This is a genomic window from Butyricimonas sp. DFI.6.44 (genome assembly GCF_022132345.1).
Taxonomy (GTDB): domain Bacteria; phylum Bacteroidota; class Bacteroidia; order Bacteroidales; family Marinifilaceae; genus Butyricimonas; species Butyricimonas muris.
In genome coordinates this window covers 130331-147447 of record NZ_JAKNJD010000015.1, presented here as the reverse complement: position 1 = coordinate 147447, position 17117 = coordinate 130331, and the positions used below count along the sequence as shown (strand labels likewise).

The 17117-nt window shown below is 45.7% G+C and carries 16 protein-coding genes, 2 tRNA genes and 1 riboswitch; of the genes, 3 read left to right on the top strand and 15 right to left on the bottom strand.

Annotation, left to right across the window (positions count from 1 at the left end; genetic code table 11):
* Positions 1 to 125: 125 nt before the first annotated feature.
* The 7 genes from L0M98_RS19370 to L0M98_RS19340 all read right to left on the bottom strand — a co-directional run bounded on the left by L0M98_RS19370 (position 126) and on the right by L0M98_RS19340 (position 3888).
* Positions 126 to 199: transfer RNA gene (locus L0M98_RS19370), tRNA-Pro, on the bottom strand.
* 18 nt (positions 200 to 217) lie between these two features.
* A tRNA-Ser gene (locus L0M98_RS19365) sits at positions 218 to 308 on the bottom strand.
* 117 nt (positions 309 to 425) lie between these two features.
* Positions 426 to 884 (bottom strand): hypothetical protein, encoded by a 459-nt coding sequence (locus tag L0M98_RS19360; RefSeq protein WP_186977434.1) that lies wholly within the window; start codon positions 882 to 884, stop codon positions 426 to 428.
* A gap of 22 nt (positions 885 to 906) precedes the next feature.
* Complete coding sequence (locus L0M98_RS19355) at positions 907 to 1290, bottom strand: hypothetical protein (protein WP_141560853.1); 384 nt, start codon at positions 1288 to 1290, stop codon at positions 907 to 909.
* Between the two features lie 22 nt (positions 1291 to 1312).
* Complete coding sequence (locus L0M98_RS19350) at positions 1313 to 1882, bottom strand: RNA polymerase sigma factor (RefSeq protein WP_099289888.1); 570 nt, start codon at positions 1880 to 1882, stop codon at positions 1313 to 1315.
* Between the two features lie 71 nt (positions 1883 to 1953).
* The gene (locus tag L0M98_RS19345; protein WP_227217244.1) at positions 1954 to 2958 is read right to left on the bottom strand and encodes a glycosyltransferase family 2 protein; all 1005 of its coding nucleotides are present in this window, start codon (positions 2956 to 2958) and stop codon (positions 1954 to 1956) included.
* A 63-nt stretch (positions 2959 to 3021) separates the two neighbouring features.
* On the bottom strand, positions 3022 to 3888 hold the full coding sequence (locus L0M98_RS19340) for a lysophospholipid acyltransferase family protein (RefSeq protein WP_186977440.1): 867 nt from the start codon (positions 3886 to 3888) through the stop codon (positions 3022 to 3024).
* Between the two features lie 145 nt (positions 3889 to 4033).
* Between L0M98_RS19340 and L0M98_RS19335 the strand changes: the two genes are divergently transcribed.
* From L0M98_RS19335 to yidC, 3 genes are all read left to right on the top strand, one after another.
* Positions 4034 to 5893: a DUF349 domain-containing protein gene (locus L0M98_RS19335; RefSeq protein ID WP_227217245.1), complete on the top strand. Its 1860-nt coding sequence runs from the start codon at positions 4034 to 4036 to the stop codon at positions 5891 to 5893.
* 188 nt (positions 5894 to 6081) lie between these two features.
* A complete protein-coding gene (locus L0M98_RS19330; RefSeq protein ID WP_227217246.1) occupies positions 6082 to 7680 on the top strand; it encodes a CTP synthase in 1599 nt (532 codons plus the stop codon).
* A gap of 103 nt (positions 7681 to 7783) precedes the next feature.
* Positions 7784 to 9628, top strand: a complete 1845-nt coding sequence (gene yidC, locus L0M98_RS19325; protein ID WP_099289883.1) for a membrane protein insertase YidC — start codon at positions 7784 to 7786, stop codon at positions 9626 to 9628.
* A 336-nt stretch (positions 9629 to 9964) separates the two neighbouring features.
* On the opposite strand, the gene ribH is transcribed toward yidC, so the two are convergent.
* The 8 genes from ribH to L0M98_RS19285 all read right to left on the bottom strand — a co-directional run bounded on the left by ribH (position 9965) and on the right by L0M98_RS19285 (position 17076).
* The gene (ribH, locus tag L0M98_RS19320) at positions 9965 to 10426 is read right to left on the bottom strand and encodes a 6,7-dimethyl-8-ribityllumazine synthase (protein ID WP_099289882.1); all 462 of its coding nucleotides are present in this window, start codon (positions 10424 to 10426) and stop codon (positions 9965 to 9967) included.
* A gap of 12 nt (positions 10427 to 10438) precedes the next feature.
* On the bottom strand, positions 10439 to 11692 hold the full coding sequence (locus L0M98_RS19315; RefSeq protein ID WP_099289881.1) for a bifunctional 3,4-dihydroxy-2-butanone-4-phosphate synthase/GTP cyclohydrolase II: 1254 nt from the start codon (positions 11690 to 11692) through the stop codon (positions 10439 to 10441).
* A 31-nt stretch (positions 11693 to 11723) separates the two neighbouring features.
* Positions 11724 to 12371 (bottom strand): riboflavin synthase, encoded by a 648-nt coding sequence (locus L0M98_RS19310; protein ID WP_099289880.1) that lies wholly within the window; start codon positions 12369 to 12371, stop codon positions 11724 to 11726.
* 81 nt (positions 12372 to 12452) lie between these two features.
* Positions 12453 to 13559 (bottom strand): bifunctional diaminohydroxyphosphoribosylaminopyrimidine deaminase/5-amino-6-(5-phosphoribosylamino)uracil reductase RibD, encoded by a 1107-nt coding sequence (gene ribD / locus L0M98_RS19305; protein ID WP_227217247.1) that lies wholly within the window; start codon positions 13557 to 13559, stop codon positions 12453 to 12455.
* 93 nt (positions 13560 to 13652) lie between these two features.
* Positions 13653 to 13774: riboswitch (FMN riboswitch) on the bottom strand.
* A 57-nt stretch (positions 13775 to 13831) separates the two neighbouring features.
* Positions 13832 to 14740, bottom strand: coding sequence for an Rpn family recombination-promoting nuclease/putative transposase (locus L0M98_RS19300; RefSeq protein ID WP_227217248.1), 909 nt, complete (start codon positions 14738 to 14740; stop codon positions 13832 to 13834).
* 80 nt (positions 14741 to 14820) lie between these two features.
* Positions 14821 to 16143, bottom strand: coding sequence for a MutS-related protein (locus L0M98_RS19295; protein WP_227217249.1), 1323 nt, complete (start codon positions 16141 to 16143; stop codon positions 14821 to 14823).
* Complete coding sequence (locus tag L0M98_RS19290; protein ID WP_227217250.1) at positions 16124 to 16798, bottom strand: ATP-binding cassette domain-containing protein; 675 nt, start codon at positions 16796 to 16798, stop codon at positions 16124 to 16126. The genes L0M98_RS19295 and L0M98_RS19290 overlap by 20 nt, the downstream gene beginning before the upstream one ends.
* Positions 16798 to 17076: a hypothetical protein gene (locus tag L0M98_RS19285; RefSeq protein WP_237961899.1), complete on the bottom strand. Its 279-nt coding sequence runs from the start codon at positions 17074 to 17076 to the stop codon at positions 16798 to 16800. Before L0M98_RS19285 ends, L0M98_RS19290 begins: the two co-directional genes overlap by 1 nt.
* Positions 17077 to 17117: the final 41 nt, after the last annotated feature.

The window sequence follows — 17117 nt, the reverse complement described above, 5'->3', positions numbered from 1 at the left end:
GGGAAAATCTGTGTGTGAAAAATAACTTTCACACACAGATTTTCCACTTGAGCCGGAACCACCCATTTCGCCCAAAAATCAAGGCAATAAAAAAACAGCTACTTTCGTAACTGTCTGATTCTCCGTCGGGGTGACAGGATTCGAACCTGCGACCCTCTGCTCCCAAAGCAGATGCGCTACCGGACTGCGCTACGCCCCGAAGCACCTCTAAAATTTGTGGCGGAGAGAGAGGGATTCGAACCCCCGGTACAGTAATCCCGTACGACAGTTTAGCAAACTGTTGGTTTCAGCCACTCACCCATCTCTCCAATAGCGCTGACAAAAGTAGTGCTTTTTATCGTTCTTGCAAGCTTTTAAGGTCTTTTTTTTCTTTTTTTTTCAGGCAAGACGGCTAATAAACTAAATCTCAATACCTCCGAAACACATTATCTGGGGACAGGAACGGGTTTATTCTCCATTTTTTTCCATAACTGGTGACGGAATTTCTGTTCTGCCTCGAACATCAGCCACACTTTTTTAGCGGGCAACACTTTCAACAGCCTATCCGTGTATTCCTTCTTGATATTCCATGCCGCCTGCTCCGCGTCCAAAACGGTTTTCAGATTCTTTTTCGCTTGTTCCTCCGTCGTTACCGGGGCTGTCTTTTCTTTTTTACAGGTCAACGCACGTATCTTATCGTTTTCAACCCGCATTTTCTGTTGCATCTCGTTATAGAGAGGCCAGAACACGACAGCCTCCTCCGGTGTCAATTCCATTTCTTGGGTAAAGAACGCTATTTTTTGGGCTTCAAACTCTTTGCGTTTCTCGTCGCTCAATTTACCCGATTGAGCGAACAACGAGAGCGAAAGTCCAACCATCAATATAATTAATCCAGCTTTTTTCATATATGATACCTTCTTTACATTTTTACCTGCGTTCAGCATACAAGAAATCCGCCACATCGGACTCCTGTGACAAATACTCGATAATCTCTTCGCGGGACGGGTCGAAATCCGTATCGAATATATACTCGTCCTCTTCTTGTGCGGCCGACGCTTTCTGTTCCGTTTTCTTTGCCAACATTTCATTATCATCTACTAAACGAGGCAATAAAAATTGCACGAAAAGCATCGCGAACACGAATAATCCCGCCAATCCCAAATAAGGCTTCAACATCTGCAAAGCCCCCGCGCGTTTGGGTTTCCCGTTTTCCTTCACCCGTTCCATCACTCGCTCCTCCAAGGAGTCGAAGTAACCGTCAGGTACGGAGAACGGGTTCTTTGATCTGTATTTCTCGTCTAAATTATCCATAATCATCCCTTTACATTCATTATTAATCAAACGTGGGCAAAGTATCCGAAATCTTCAAGCACTCCTCGATCTTCTTCACCGCATTATGATACGTCGCCTTGAGAGTCCCTACCGCCACATTCAATACTTCCGCGATATCCTCGTATTTCATATCATCAAAATACTTCATGTTGAAAACCAACCGTTGGCGCTCCGGTAACTTCAGCACGGCTTTTTGCAACTCGCGCTGAATAGAGTCCCCGCAGAAAAAGGTATCACTCTCCAACTGATTCTCCAGCATGGGCGTAATCTCCTGCGAATTCCCGTAAGTCTTCCGACGCTTCTCGTTCAAGAAGTTAATCGCTTCGTTCGTTGCCACGCGGTACATCCACGTGAACAATTTCGCTTCGTAGCGAAACTCCTTCAGACCTCTCCATATCTTGATAAATGTATTTTGCAATACATCATCGCTATCATCATGGTCGATAACGATCTTCCGGATATGCCAATAGAGCCGCTCGCCGTATTTAGCCACCAGCGCGCGGAATGCTTTATCCTCACCGTTACCCGAGTGAAAAAGCTTTACTATATCTTCATCGCTCATTTCCTTCATTCTAACTCCTAAGTTTTAAAAGCCTTCTACACTAAGACAAGGTTTTATGTCAAAGGTTTATTCCCACACCTCTAAAATTTCAAATCCGAGAATTTCTTTTTCCCGCGCAAGAAATAATCCAGAACAATACTACGGGGATACATTTCGGCAAACGGCTTCATGCCTGCCGGGATCGGGTATCTTTTCCTCAACTTCCGGAATGCCTTGTACGCTTGTATGATCGAACGAGTGTTGGCAAACTCTCCTTTCATCAGAAAAAGAGCCCCTGCCATACAATCCAACAGCAAACGCACGAAAAACACTTTCTGCCGGGAAGCCCCCCCGAGGTTCTTGTGCAACATCAACAGATTATTGCGATAATTCAAAAACAACTTCCGGGGATGATTCATGGGCAAGGAGCCTCCACCCAAATGATACACCACGGAAGAAGGTACTACCTTTAATACATACCCGCTATTCTTCAATCGCCAACAAAGATCGATTTCCTCCATGTGGGCAAAGAAAGCCTCGTCCAACCCGCCAGCCTCCAGATATCGCTCCCGCCGGATACACAACGCCGCCCCGGTTGCCCAAAACACTTCCCGCTCATCATCATACTGTCCGGTATCGACCTCCGTGCAATCCATCACGCGGCCGCGGCAAAAGGGAAAGCCGAGATAGTCGATAAAACCGCCACTCGCCCCGGCATACTCGAATTTATCTTTCTCCCGGTAAGCCAATATTTTGGGTTGCACGGCAACAACCCGCGGATCACGCTCCAAAGCATCAACCAACGGTTCCAGCCATCCCGGTGCAACCTCCACGTCACTATTCAACAACACCGCGTACTCTGCCTCGATCATCTCCAACGCCCGGTTATACCCTCCCGCGAAACCAAAATTATCTTCAAACAACACCCGTTCCACACTCGCGAACTCCCGTTCCAAACACCCCCACGAATCGTCAGAAGAATGATTGTCTACCACGATCACCCTTCCCAATTCCGGATTGGTATTCCGAATCACCGAAGGCAGGAATTCCCTCAACAACTTCTCCCCGTTCCAATTCAATATAATGACAGCAACACGCTTATACATTTTAGATTTTAGATTTTAGATTTTAGATTTCTAATTTTCCCCCGCACTCTCTATTCTCGAGTCTTAAACTTTCTTATGTTTCCATCGCTTGTGCGACCACAGCCAATACTGCGGCTCCTCGCGGATAAATGACTCCAGTAACCGGGTATGCATCTCGGTCAATACCCCCGGTTCCAACCCGGCAGGATTAGCACAAACATCAATAAACTCCACCTCGTAATAACCACGCTTTACTTTACGCATACGCACGGAAACAACAGGAAAATTGTACTTTCTCGCGATTCGTTCCGTCCCCAGTAAAACAGGAGTATCTTGATTCAAAAAGCGAGTCCAGAAATTAAGATTGTGAACATTGGGTGTCTGATCCCCGATAAATCCGGCTAAAAACAACTTTTTTTCCGAACGATAACGGGCAATCACCCGCAAGGTATCATCCTTGGCAACCAACACGGCACCAAACTTCGAGCGAATCGCTTTCATCATCCGGTCGGTCACCTTACTCCGGATAGGCTTATATAAAGCCAAAAAGTCGGCATCGTTCTCCCAAAGACTGTACGAAGACATCCATTCCCAATTGCCGTAATGCCCCAGCACGCCGATCACGCTCCTTCCTTCGTCAAAATATTTCTGCGGCAACTCCGTGTTTCGAAAAACACAACGTTTCCGTATCGCAGCCTCGGACATATGCCACAATTTATACAGTTCGACCGACAGATCAGCCATATGCTTATAATACTTCCTCTCTATTGCCACAATCTCCTTCAAACTCTTTTCCGGAAAAGAGTTACAGAGGTTCGTACGCACCACTTCCCGGCGGTAACGGGACACGTAATATAGCAGGACATAATTTATGTCCGCGATAATATACAGCACCCGAAACGGCAAAAAGCTGATCAACCAAACAAGACCATATAATATATATGAAAACATAATCGCTAATAATAAATGTCAAAGATACATGTTTACGATAGAATTCCAAAAAGAAGTCTTCTCCGTTTTTTTAGTTAATATAAATTGGCAGTGTCAGAATAAATCATTATTTTCGTCAGTTGAATGCGTAAAAACAGGAATAGCTATGGAGCAAGAAAACTTACAACAAGCCGAGGAGTTGCAAAATAACGAGCAGCTTTCTTCGGACACTTTAAATGACGAAACACAAAACGAAGTTTCAGTTCAGGGTCAACCTACACCTATCGAGAAAACCCCCGAAAAAGAAGTTCCGGTATGGGATTTCTCCAGTTTTAACACGGATGAGATCATCTCTCACATGAAAGCTCTGATCGACGACTTTCCCGTGCAACGCTTGAAGGTACTGGACAGCCTGCCGCAAGTTTTCGAAGCACAATACCAGAAAGAATACGACAAAGCTCTCGCCGAGTACACGAAAGACGGAAGTCCGGCGGAAACATTCGATTATCAAGACAATTCCAAGGAGCGTTTTTATAGCGTGTACAGAACCTACCGCGAAAAGAAAACGGAATTTTATAAAAAACTGGAAGAGGAAAAAGAACAAAACTTAAAAGACAAACTCCAGATCATAGAGGAGCTCAAAGATTTGATCCAACACGAGGAATCGTTGAATAAAACTTATCAGGATTTCAAAAACCTGCAAGACAGGTGGCGTAATACCGGTATGGTTCCGCAAGCACAAGCAAACAACCTGCTGGAAACATACCACCACCACGTGGAGAACTTCTTCAACTACGTCAAGATCAATAAAGAATTGCGTGATTTGGATCTGAAGAAAAACCTCGACGCCAAAAATACATTGATCGAACAGGCTACCGCCTTACTCGAAGATAACAATGTCGGCAACGCCTTCCGCCAATTGCAATCGCTCCATGCACAATGGAAAGAGATTGGCCCGGTTGCCAAAGAACATCAAGAAGAGGCGTGGAATCGATTCAAAGACGTGACCGACAAGATCAATGACGCGTATCATAAATTCTTCGATACCCTCCGGGAAGAACAAGAAAACAATTTAAAATTAAAAGAAGAGATTTGCCGGAAGCTCGAAGAATACGCCGCCTTGAACATCGAAAAGATCTCGGATTGGAACACGGCAGCAGACGGAGTACTCGCCCTTCAAGAAGAATGGAAACACGCGGGCACCATTCCTATCAAAGAACGTAATCGCCTTTACAAGCGATACCGGGCAGCGTGCGACGCATTCTTTAACAAGAAACGCCAATACTTCCAAGAAATTCAAAATATGCAAAGCCAGAATCTGACAAAGAAAATAGCTCTTTGTGAAAAAGTTGAGGCTATAAAAGAAAGTACAGATTGGCGAGCAACCACATCCAAGATTATTGAATATCAACGGGAATGGAAGACAATCGGACCCGTGCCAAAAAAGGTTTCCAATAAAATATGGAACCGCTTCCGTTCCGCTTGTGACTATTTCTTTGACAGAAAATCCGAACTGGCAAAAAACTTGAATGCCGATCAAGTGAAGAATCTGGAACTCAAGAAAGCCTTGATTGAAGAGGTGCGCAACTTCCAACTGACAGGCAACACGGATGAAGATATCGAAACTTTGAAAGCATTCCAAACCCGTTGGGCTGAAATCGGATTCGTACCTATCAAAGAGAAGGACGCAGTTCAAACAGAATTCCGCAAACTGATCAACGCGCATTTTGATCTACTTGACATTGACGAATTCGATAAAAACATAGAACGCTTCAAATCCAAGATCAACACGTTCGACAACAGCGACGACAAGGTAAGCAAGATCATCCAAGAAAGGGAAAAACTGGTAAACAAGATCAAGCAACTGGAAACAGACCTGCACGCTTGGGAGAACAATATCGGGTTCTTCTCCAAGTCCAACAAATCGGAAGGTTTAATCCGGGAATTTACTGCCAAGATCGAAAACGCCCGCCACAAACTAAGTCTGATGCAAGAAAAGCTAAAACTTATCGACGGCATGATCTAAGAAAGATAAAAAAGAGGGGCACACAGTTGCCCCTCTTTTTATGTTTGTATCATATTTTTTCTTACTTTTGTCGTTAAGTTTCGACATACTTGATCATTTTGCTTGTTATTCAGCAGAATAACAAACAGTTCAAGTATTTTCAAGTCGTTGGATGTAGAATATAGAAACAATTATAAAATATTTATATCGTGTCAACAAAATATGTATTCGTTACGGGTGGAGTTGCCTCATCTTTGGGGAAAGGAATCATTGCTTCCTCGCTAGCCAAACTCCTCCAGTCAAGAGGTTATAAAGTCGCGAACCAAAAACTGGACCCGTATATTAATGTAGATCCCGGAACCTTGAATCCCTATGAACACGGAGAATGTTACGTGACCAATGACGGTGCGGAAACCGATTTGGATTTGGGACATTACGAAAGGTTCACGAACATCCCCACTTCACAGGCCAACAATATCACGACCGGACGCATATACCAGAACGTGATTACCAAAGAACGCCGCGGAGATTATCTGGGAAAAACCGTACAAATCATTCCGCATATCACGGATGAGATCAAACGAAATATAAAACTTCTCGGCAACCAAGGTGACTACGATTTCGTTATCACCGAGATCGGGGGAACCGTGGGCGACATCGAATCGCTGCCGTTCATCGAAGCCGTTCGCCAGTTACGCTGGGAGCTCGGGGAGAAATCCGTGTTCATCCATTTGACCTTGGTTCCTTATCTCACCGCGTCGGGAGAATTGAAAACCAAACCCACGCAACATTCCGTGAAAGCCCTTTTGGAAAACGGGGTACAACCGGATATCATCGTGTTGCGCACGGAACATGAACTGGGTTCCGACATCCGGAGAAAAGTAGCCTTATTCTGTAATGTAGACCCGAAAGCTGTCATTCAATCCATCGACGTCGACACCATTTACAAGGTGCCCATCAAAATGCGGGAAGAGAAACTCGACGAGATAGTACTATCCCAACTGGGATTACCTTTAAAACACGAGCCGGATTTGGAATCATGGGAGCGTTTCCTGTACAAATTCAAAAACTACAATCGCAAAATAAACATTGCCCTCGTGGGTAAGTACGTGGAATTACACGACGCGTACAAATCTATCGTGGAATCATTCATCCATGCCGGTGCAGCCAACGACTGCAAAGTGAATATCAAATGGGTGCACAGTGCCCATGATATCCATGTAGACAATATCTGCGAACTCTTCAAGGACGTTGACGGCATTTTGGTTGCTCCCGGTTTCGGGCAACGCGGTATAGAAGGCAAACTGCTGGCTATCGAATACGCCCGTACCAATAACATCCCGTTCCTCGGTATCTGCCTTGGAATGCAAATGGCTGTTATCGAATACGCTCGCAACGTGATGCATCTTGAAGGAGCCGATTCTACAGAAATGGCACCAAAAACCAAATATCCCGTGATAGACCTCATGGAATCGCAAAAAGAAGTAACCGACAAGGGAGGTACCATGCGTCTGGGAGCCTACAAGTGCGTGTTAAAAGAAGGTTCCAAGGCCATGGAAGCATACGGCTCGAAAGAGATTGAAGAAAGACATCGCCACCGCTACGAATTTAATGGAGAATACACCGACCAATTCGAAGCAGCCGGAATGATCACGACAGGGGTAAACCCGGAAACAGGGTTGACCGAAATCGTGGAAATCCCCACGCACAAATGGTTCGTGGGAACTCAATTCCACCCGGAATACAAGAGTACGGTAACCAACCCGCATCCCTTGTTCGTGGCATTTGTAAAAGCGTGTTTATCATGATATTCCGTGATTGCCGATTCAATGATTCCCAGATTACAAGAATCACAGAATCGGCAATCAATAAATCACAGAATCAATAAATCATAAAATTTAAAATCAGTATATGGATAGAAATACAATAACCGGTTTAGTCGTTATCGCGTTAATGCTAATCGGCTACTCTTATTTCATGAGCCCATCGAAAGAGGAATTACGGCAAATACACCGCCGTGACTCCATAGCGAGAGTGGAGGCTCAAAGAGCCGCCGCGCTGGAGAAACAGAGAGAAGCTGATTTCGCTTCACAACAGGAGGCAACGGCTCAAACCGCTACAAGTGTCTTCACGCAAGACTCTTCGGCTGTCGAGGAACAATACACGCTGGAAAATGACAAAATCAAATTGCATATCAACACCAAAGGCGGACGGATTGACTACGTGGACTTGAAAGACTACCGTACCCACGACTCACTCCCGCTTGTATTGTGGAAAGAAAACAAGAGTGCCTTGGGAATGAATTTCTATGCCAGAAATAAACAGATCAATACCGAAGACTTGATCTTTGTTCCCAGCACGAACCAGAAAAACCTAATCGCCGCAAATTCCGAGCAAGTGCTCACCATGCGTGCATACGTGGAAGAAAACAAATACCTCGAATTTGAGTACAGGCTGGCACCCGACTCCTATATGGTCGATTTCAATATCAACACCTATAACCTTAACGACGTCATTGCCGCCAACACGAATTTCCTGACCCTTTACTGGAAAGTGGATATGCCGCAATTGGAAAAGAGCCGTGATTTCGAAAGTCGCTACACGGGAGTCTACTATAACTTCTCGAACAACGACGTGGAACACTTGTCACTTACCGGCGACGAGAAGACCGATCTGGCAACGAGCGTGAAATGGATTGCATTCAAACAACAATTCTTCTCCTCGGTACTTATCGCCAAAGAGTCGTTTCCAAACGCCGATGTTTCCAACACGACAAACAATACCCCGGGCTACTTGAAGAACGCCGAGGCAGAAATATCTCTCCCTTACACGGGAAAAGCTATCGAGAAATACGATATGCAATTCTTCTTCGGACCGAACTCCTACCCGATACTGAGAGAATACGGAAAAGACATAGAACTTCCCCAACTAATCAACCTCGGGTGGAAATGGATTGCTTGGTTTAACCGTTACGTGGTCATTCCGATTTTCAACTTCTTGGAATCAAACGTGACACTGAACTACGGTTTAATCATCTTCCTGTTGACGTTGATCATTAAATTGGTACTCTTCCCCTTGACCTATAAATCCTATATGTCACAGGCGAAAATGCGGGTACTCAAACCGCAGATTGACGAAATCAACAAGAAAATCCCTGCCGACAAAGCCATGGAACGCCAGCAGGCAGTCATGAAACTGTATAAAAAGGCGGGAGTCAACCCCATGGGCGGTTGTTTGCCGATGCTATTACAAATGCCGATCTTGATCGCCCTCTTCTACTTCTTCCCCGGTGCCATCGAATTGCGCCAGAAGAGTTTCTTGTGGGCTACCGACCTCGCGTCATACGACTCTATCGCCACGCTGCCGTTCAACATCCCGTTCTACGGCAACCATGTCAGCTTATTCTGTTTGTTAATGACAATCACGAACATCTTGTACATGTGGTATAACAGTAAGAACCAACCGCAAAACGACCAAATGAAAGGTATGCAGACCATGATGTATATCATGCCTATCATGTTCCTGTTCATCTTCAACAGCTACTCGTCCGGTTTGAGTTATTACTACTTCATCGCCACGTTGATCACCATCGTGCAAACTTGGGCTATCCGTAAATTCGTCAACGACGAGAAACTATTGAAACAAATAGAACTCGCCAAAACGAAACCCGTGAAGAAATCCAAGTTCCAACAAAGACTGGAAGATATGCAACGTATGCAAGAACAACGCATGAAACAAATGCCGAAAAAGAAATAACGTTCAAAAGAACTCGATTAGGGGCTGTATCAAAGATTCTGATGCAGCCCCTTTGTTTTATTGTACCAATTCCTACCGAGAATCCATTGTAATCCTACCCAAATAATACCGTAATCATACCCTGTCTCCGGTTGTCCTCCGTTTATTCTCCGGACATCCTATTATCTCCCATATAGAAACCCCGGGTATTCGCCGCAGCAAACACAGCACCACGTACTGATTACCCTAGTTCCTCAGTAGGATTACGATAGGTCTTCAGTAGATATAGGAAATATACCTTTAAAAAAAAACGCCACTCGTGAGAGCGACGTTTTTCTTCACTTATCATTTATTGTCTTAAATCTGCTTCAACAAATCAATCATCTCGATTGCCGTGGTTACAGCCTCGAAACCTTTGTTTCCGGCTTTCGTTCCGGCTCTCTCAACGGCTTGTTCAATCGTGTCGGTAGTCAAAACACCGAAAACAATCGGTACCCCGGTTTGTAAACCCACGTTAGCAATACCTTTGGTAGCCTCGTTAGCAACCATGTCGAAGTGAGGAGTTGCACCGCGAATCACGGCACCCAAACAAATCACGGCATCGTACTTCTTTGTTTCTGCCATTTTCTTGGCAACCAACGGAATCTCGAATGCACCGGGAACCCAAGCCAAATCAATATTCGACTCGTCACCGCCATGACGCTTGAAAGCATCTACTGCCCCACCCAACAATTTGCTGGTGATAAATTCATTAAAACGTCCCGCAACGATACCGATGCGCTGTCCTTCTGCTAATAATTTTCCTTCGAGTAAATTCATCGTTTTCTATATTTATTTGTTTTTCAATTCTTCTTTCAATCTCTCTACCTCTTCGCGTTCACGCACATGAAGCATGTGTCCCATTTTCTTGTACTTCGTGTACATGTAGAACTCGTTTTTCTCGTTACACGTCATCTCTATCGGTTCACGTCCCACGATCTCGATCCCGTACCCTGTCAGCCCGTTAATTTTCAACGGGTTATTGGTCATTAATACCATTTTCTTCACGCCAAGATCAGCGAGAATCTCTGCCCCGGTGCCGTATTCCCGTAAATCGGCTTTAAAACCGAGTGCCAGATTCGCGTCCACCGTATCCATTCCCTCGTCCTGCAAGTGGTAAGCCTTCAGCTTATTAATCAACCCGATACCGCGACCTTCCTGACGCATATACAATAACACGCCACGACCTCTCTCGCCTATCCGGCGCATCGCCTCGGCAAGCTGGTCGCCACAATCACAACGCAAGGAACCGAACACATCGCCCGTTAGACATTCCGAATGCACCCGACACAAAACAGGTTCGCCATCCGTCACGTCACCTTTCACCAACGCCACGTGATGCTCCCCGTTAATCTTATTCACGTACCCGTACGCTTTGAAGAAACCGTACTTCGTGGGCATATCCGCTTCTGTCACCCGTTCCACGAGCATCTCCGTCTGCCGACGATAAGTAATCAAATCCGACACGGTAATCATCTTCATCCCGTGTGCTTTAGCGAATTCCATCAATTCCGGAGTACGCATCATCGTCCCATCCTCCCGCATGATCTCGCAGCACAACCCACACTCTTTCAACCCGGCAATCCGCATCAAATCCACCGTGGCCTCCGTGTGTCCCATACGCTCCAACACACCGCCTTTCTTCGCCTCCAACGGGAACATATGTCCCGGACGACGAAAATCCGCCGGCTTGGCATCATCCTCTACCGCCTTCATTGCCGTAACCGAACGCTCCAACGCAGAAATACCCGTGGTTGTATCCACGTGGTCGATTGACACGGTGAAAGCCGTACAATGATTATCCGTATTCGTGGTCACCATTTGTTCCAAGCCTAACTTTGTCGTCAAAGCCTTGCTCATCGGCATACAAATTAAACCTTTAGCGTATGATGCCATAAAATTCACGTTCTCCAACGTGGCAAACTCCGCGGCACAAATCAAATCCCCCTCGTTCTCACGATCCGGATCATCCACCGCGATAATCATTTTCCCAGCTCTCAAATCGGCTATCGCCTCTTCAATCGTACTAAACTTGAAATCTTCCATATCTTTGTTTTAAATTCTATATTTTAAATTCTCAAAACCCGTTCGCCAACAAAAAATCCAACGTCAATCCACCCTTAGGCTCCGCGGGAGATGCCGGACGCATTAACTTCTCCACGTATTTGGCAATCACGTCATTCTCCAAGTTCACGTTATCCCCGACCTGTTTCTTTACCAAGGTCGTTTCATCCCGCGTGTGAGGAATAACAGAAACGGTAAATACGCTATCCGATACCGACACCACGGTCAGACTAATCCCGTCAATCGTGATAGACCCCTTCTCCACGATATACCGCAACAATTCGCCAGAGGTCGCAATCGTCACCCGTATCGCATTTTCATCCTTCTCTCGCCCCACGATCTTTCCCATCCCGTCCACGTGTCCCGAAACAATATGTCCCCCCAATCGACCGTTCAAACTCAACGCTCTTTCCAGATTCACGGGACTACCCGCGCGTAACTCTCCGAGATTACTGCGCTGCATCGTTTCCGGCATCACATCCGCGCAAAAACTTCCGCTATCAAAAGAAATCACCGTCAGGCAAACCCCGTTCGTGGCAATGCTATCACCCACTTTCAAATCCTCCAACACCTTTTTCGCCTTCACCTCCAGCACCACACTCCGGTTTCCCCGCTTGATACCTTTTATTGTTCCTATTTCTTCTATTATTCCTGTAAACATACTAATTTTAGATTTATGATTTTAGATTTTAGATTTCCCCGCTCAAATCCCCCGCTTTTAAATCACCAAATCTATTATCTTTTAATTTTTAACTTTTAGCTTCACGAGTATGTCCTGTCCCAAACACAACACGTCTGTTCTTTCTAAAGTGACGGCATCTGCCATTTTTTCAATACCGACACCTTCCACCGGGGTTTTGGCTTTTTCGCCTCCCACTATCTTCGGGGCGATAAAAGAGTAGACTTCATCCGTGAAACCACCGGCAAGAAAGCTGTAGTTCAAACCTCCACCGCCTTCCAACAAAATGGAATCCACCCCCATTTGTCCTAGTAAGAAAAGCAAGTTATCCACGTCTACCAATCCTTCTTTCTCCTCGCAAAGCAAAGTTTCAACACCCGCTTGCTTCAACGCTTCCAAACGTTCCTCCGCGGCAAAGCGGGTATGAGCCACAATCGTATGATATTTACCCGCGGTCTTCACAATTTGGCTATCCAATCCCAAACGGGCATTGCTATCCACGATAACCCGTATCGGCTGACGCACTCCCCGTCCTTCTATCCGGCAATTTAATAACGGATCATCCGCCACGGCAGTACCGATACCAATCATTACCGCCATCAGACGATGACGCAACTCGTGCACGTAAGCCCGTGCTTCCGTACCGGTGATCCATCTCGAATCGCCCGACCACGTGGCTATCTTTCCGTCCAACGTCATCGCCGTCTTCAATATTACCCACGGACGCCGTGTCGCTATATACTTCAAAAATATCTTGTTTTGCTCCCGTATCGTTTCTTCTTCAACCCCACAAACCACTTCTATCCCCGCTTCTCTCAATAAAGACAATCCTTTTCCCGCCACCAACAGGTTCGGGTCAGGCATCCCGACAAATACCCGTTCAATTCCGTGTTCGATAATCGCCTCCGTGCAAGGCGGAGTTTTCCCGTAATGGCAACACGGCTCCAAGGTCACGTACATCGTCGCACCCCGGGCATCTTCCGTACAATTTTTCAACGCATTCCGTTCCGCATGCCACTCCCCGTAACGCTCGTGCCAACCTTCACCTATCACTCGTCCTCCCTTCACGATCACGGCTCCCACCATCGGGTTGGGATTCACGAATCCCGCTCCCCGTTCTGCAAGTTCTATCGCCCGCCTCATGTACTCGATATCTTTCTGTTTTACCATACGTGTTACTCCTTTCCAAAAACAAAATGCCCCGAATGTAATACATTCGGGGCATAGATTTATATTGTACTAATATAATATCAATTACAATTAACATCTCTTCTATCATCCGGACTTTAACCGTCGGTTCCAGAGTTTCACTGAATCAGTCCCTCGAAAGGGAGTCGCGGACTATAACCGCCGGTAGGGAGTTGCACCCTGCCCCGAAGAAACATTTCACGAACGCAAAAATAGTAAATATTTTCACGAATACAAACAAACAAGAAATAGATTTATAACTTATCTATTTCTTCAATAGACAAACCTGTACTTTTCATTATTGTTTCAACCGGCAAGCTCATCTGCTTCAAGCTTCTGGCGACCTCTATTTTTCCTTCTACTAACCCTTCCGCCCTTCCTTCTGCTAACCCCTCTGCTTTCCCTTCCGCTTTCCCTTCTACCAACCCTTCCAACTTAGCAGTACCCAGAACATCATTCTGGATCATTATGGCATCGATATGGCGATCATAAGCTTCACGCTCTGCCACATCCATATTATAATACACCAACTTCTGACGAGCTTCTCTCAATCCAGGAGCTTGCGTATCCGGATTAATATGACCGCTCTTGAGATATTCCACCCACTCCTCAAGCGGAGTTACCGCAACCTTATTAAACTCATTTACGCGAATCAAGAAATACTCCGGAAATATCTCGGAGGGGAGCCTACGTACGATAGCGCCCTTTTCTTTCATCGTTACCTGCAACAAATCCCCCGTGTGAACCCCCGTGAAAGTATTCTGACCGTGATACAAATAATCATCCCCCTTACCAATATCAAAATAAAGTATACTGATAGAATACACTTTTTTCACCTCCGAGTAAAGATGTCCCAACTCGATATGCTCGGTAATCGCTTTTGCAACCCCATAAAGTATCCGCTCAAGATAATATAATTCGCGGGTAATTTGAATCTCTACAATGATAATCTCATCCTCGCTATCCTTAGCTTTAATGTCCACGCGGTTAAACTTATCTTCCTCGTTTTGCTGGTTACTCTCGCTCTCGAGAATATCTATAATATGGATTTCTTTCCCCAACAACACGGTGAGAAAGCCTTCCAATACCCCGAAATTCGCCTTGTTCCTCAATAGCCGTTTGGCTGCCCAATCGAAACGAATATATTTATTTCTATCGTCCATACAATAGGATGTTTAGTATACTTCTACAAAGTTACGACTTTTTTCGACAAAGCGGGTATCAAATATAAATTGCTTTTCTCTCACGACGGATTCCTCGTCAACTCCTCTATTAAAGCTACCACCCTCTCCTTTCTCAAAATATACATCCCGATACGTTCGTCAGAAACACCTTCCCGCAAACGATACGTGTAGCGAGGTTCTCCGGTTTCCATATTGATCTCGAAAAACCGGAAGTCCACCGAAGACTCTCGTTTTAACGCCTCCGCCACCTCCACAATATGCGATGAAATAACAAATACTCCCTGTTTCAACCGTGCCAGTCCGTCCACCACCGCGAACGAAGCATCGTAAGCATCCTTCACGTTAGTGCCCCGGAATAATTCATCAAACACAACCACCACGTCCCCCGCTTCACGCACTCGTTCCACCACGTACTTCACCCGCGCCACCTCATTATAATAATGGCTATACCCCAATGACAAATTATCAGACAAATTAATCGTCGTGAACAATCCACGGAACACGGAAAGTTCCATTCTGCACGCGGGAACCGGAAAACCGCAATGTGCCAAATACACCGCCACCCCGAAAGCCTTCATGTAAGTTGATTTCCCTGCCATATTCGGTCCTGTCAAGAAACACAAGTGACGTTTATCATCTATCCGCACGTCATTCCTCACCGGATCAGGCAAAAAAAGATGAAACAAACCCTCTATTTCTATCTTTCTTCTCTCCTCGACAAAAACCGGGAAAGCAAAACCATGCTCCAGCGCAACGTGTCCTATTGTCCGTAAAGCTTCCAGCATATAAAGCGTATCCAACACAGTCCGTACGGCATCCGCTTCTTCTCCCCGGAAATAAAAGTCTAACTTCTCTCTCGACCAGAAAGTGTCCTTTTTCCGGTTTACCAGATAGCGCATACCGGGACGAGAGAGCACCTTAGCCACTTGCTCTTTCAATTCTCGCATGATCTTCGGCACCCGAACCGCGGGTACATCATCCATAAAAACAGCCAACTCGTGAATCAACCGCCCCAGATAGGACACGGCACGCTGACGCACGTAGTGATCGTTATCCGGCTTCACCCATCCCGCCACGGCACGTTTCGTCAAATGAATCACGTCCCGTTTAGGCACCTCCTTCTGCTGCAAATATATCTCGATAAAACTCAATTCATCCCGCCGTATTTCCAAGAAGAAAGGCAACCGCTGCAAATAAACGATAGCCTCCACCCGTTCCCGAATACGCTCCGCGTCAGCCAACGGATTCTCGAATAACTTTTTCATGTACGCCCGCCCCCCATCCGAGCGGGCATAATCGAAATAGGAAAAGACACTTTTTCCCTCTCTCGCGGCGAATAACTCAAGGTCATTCAATGTCTGTTCATCTGTCTTGAATTCCATCTGACTCTTTTATATATTGCAGTAATTCCAAATCCTTACGCTCGTTTACTTTCCAAGTCTTTCCACCCCGTAAGACGAACAACTCGTCGCTAACCTCCATCACGTCCTCGAAATAATGATCGGTAATCAGTATACCTTTCGTCGCTTTTTCCCGGTGAATAATTTCTTTCATTTTCTGCACGTGCAACGGCATCAAAAAAGAAAAAGGCTCATCCAACAAACAAAACTTCGTTTCGGAAGTCAATATCAAATACGCCTCGATTATTCTCCGTTCTCCCGAGGAAAACACCTTTATCCGTTTCCGGTAAACTTGCTCAAACTCCGGGAAGTCCGTTACAAACCGTTCAAAATCCACGCCAAAATCACCAAACACCCGCTTCACGGACAAACCGGAAGGAATAAAATCGTGCTGGGGTAAATAACGCATATCTTCCGGTCGCCTCTCGCTTGTCAACAAAACCTTTCCGTCAATCCCCACGTATTGATCCCGCAATTTCAATTCTCCGTACACGGCTTTCATCAAACAGGTCTTACCGCAACCGTTCCGTCCTAACAGACCGAGTACTTTTCCCGTCTCGCAACGCAAAAACACATCCCACAGTACACGTTTAAAACCATACTCCAAACGGAGATTACTTATATCAAGTCTATGCATCACCTTATGTAATAACCGACAAACAAAGCCGCCACGTATGTCAGGAAGTCAAACGGCAAAGTCGTTCCCCACAACCACCGGACAGACACCCCCACGTTCTTGTAATAATAGAAGATTTTCCTCGCTTTCCGTTTCATGGTAAAATAGAAAAACGCCATAGTCGCCACCTTGAACCAAAACGTGGCGACTATAATTACCCCGATGACGGCAGGTGCTTTCATGCTATACGCGTACATGATTCCCCCGCAAGAGCAAGATACCGCAAACGCGGGAGCCATGTACATTCTATAAAAAGAGATACACGCCCTCAAAGTACACC

Bases quoted from the DNA above. Each gene is read 5' to 3' on its own strand.
- L0M98_RS19360 (WP_186977434.1), bottom strand. From the start codon at position 884: ATGAAAAAAGCTGGATTAATTATATTGATGGTTGGACTTTCGCTCTCG.
- L0M98_RS19355 (WP_141560853.1), bottom strand. From the start codon at position 1,290: ATGGATAATTTAGACGAGAAATACAGATCAAAGAACCCGTTCTCCGTA.
- L0M98_RS19350 (WP_099289888.1), bottom strand. From the start codon at position 1,882: ATGAAGGAAATGAGCGATGAAGATATAGTAAAGCTTTTTCACTCGGGT.
- L0M98_RS19345 (WP_227217244.1), bottom strand. From the start codon at position 2,958: ATGTATAAGCGTGTTGCTGTCATTATATTGAATTGGAACGGGGAGAAG.
- L0M98_RS19340 (WP_186977440.1), bottom strand. From the start codon at position 3,888: ATGTTTTCATATATATTATATGGTCTTGTTTGGTTGATCAGCTTTTTG.
- L0M98_RS19335 (WP_227217245.1), top strand. From the start codon at position 4,034: ATGGAGCAAGAAAACTTACAACAAGCCGAGGAGTTGCAAAATAACGAG.
- yidC (WP_099289883.1), top strand. From the start codon at position 7,784: ATGGATAGAAATACAATAACCGGTTTAGTCGTTATCGCGTTAATGCTA.
- ribH (WP_099289882.1), bottom strand. From the start codon at position 10,426: ATGAATTTACTCGAAGGAAAATTATTAGCAGAAGGACAGCGCATCGGT.
- L0M98_RS19315 (WP_099289881.1), bottom strand. From the start codon at position 11,692: ATGGAAGATTTCAAGTTTAGTACGATTGAAGAGGCGATAGCCGATTTG.
- L0M98_RS19310 (WP_099289880.1), bottom strand. From the start codon at position 12,371: ATGTTTACAGGAATAATAGAAGAAATAGGAACAATAAAAGGTATCAAG.
- ribD (WP_227217247.1), bottom strand. From the start codon at position 13,559: ATGGTAAAACAGAAAGATATCGAGTACATGAGGCGGGCGATAGAACTT.
- L0M98_RS19300 (WP_227217248.1), bottom strand. From the start codon at position 14,740: ATGGACGATAGAAATAAATATATTCGTTTCGATTGGGCAGCCAAACGG.
- L0M98_RS19295 (WP_227217249.1), bottom strand. From the start codon at position 16,143: ATGGAATTCAAGACAGATGAACAGACATTGAATGACCTTGAGTTATTC.
- L0M98_RS19290 (WP_227217250.1), bottom strand. From the start codon at position 16,798: ATGCATAGACTTGATATAAGTAATCTCCGTTTGGAGTATGGTTTTAAA.
- L0M98_RS19285 (WP_237961899.1), bottom strand. From the start codon at position 17,076: ATGGCTCCCGCGTTTGCGGTATCTTGCTCTTGCGGGGGAATCATGTAC.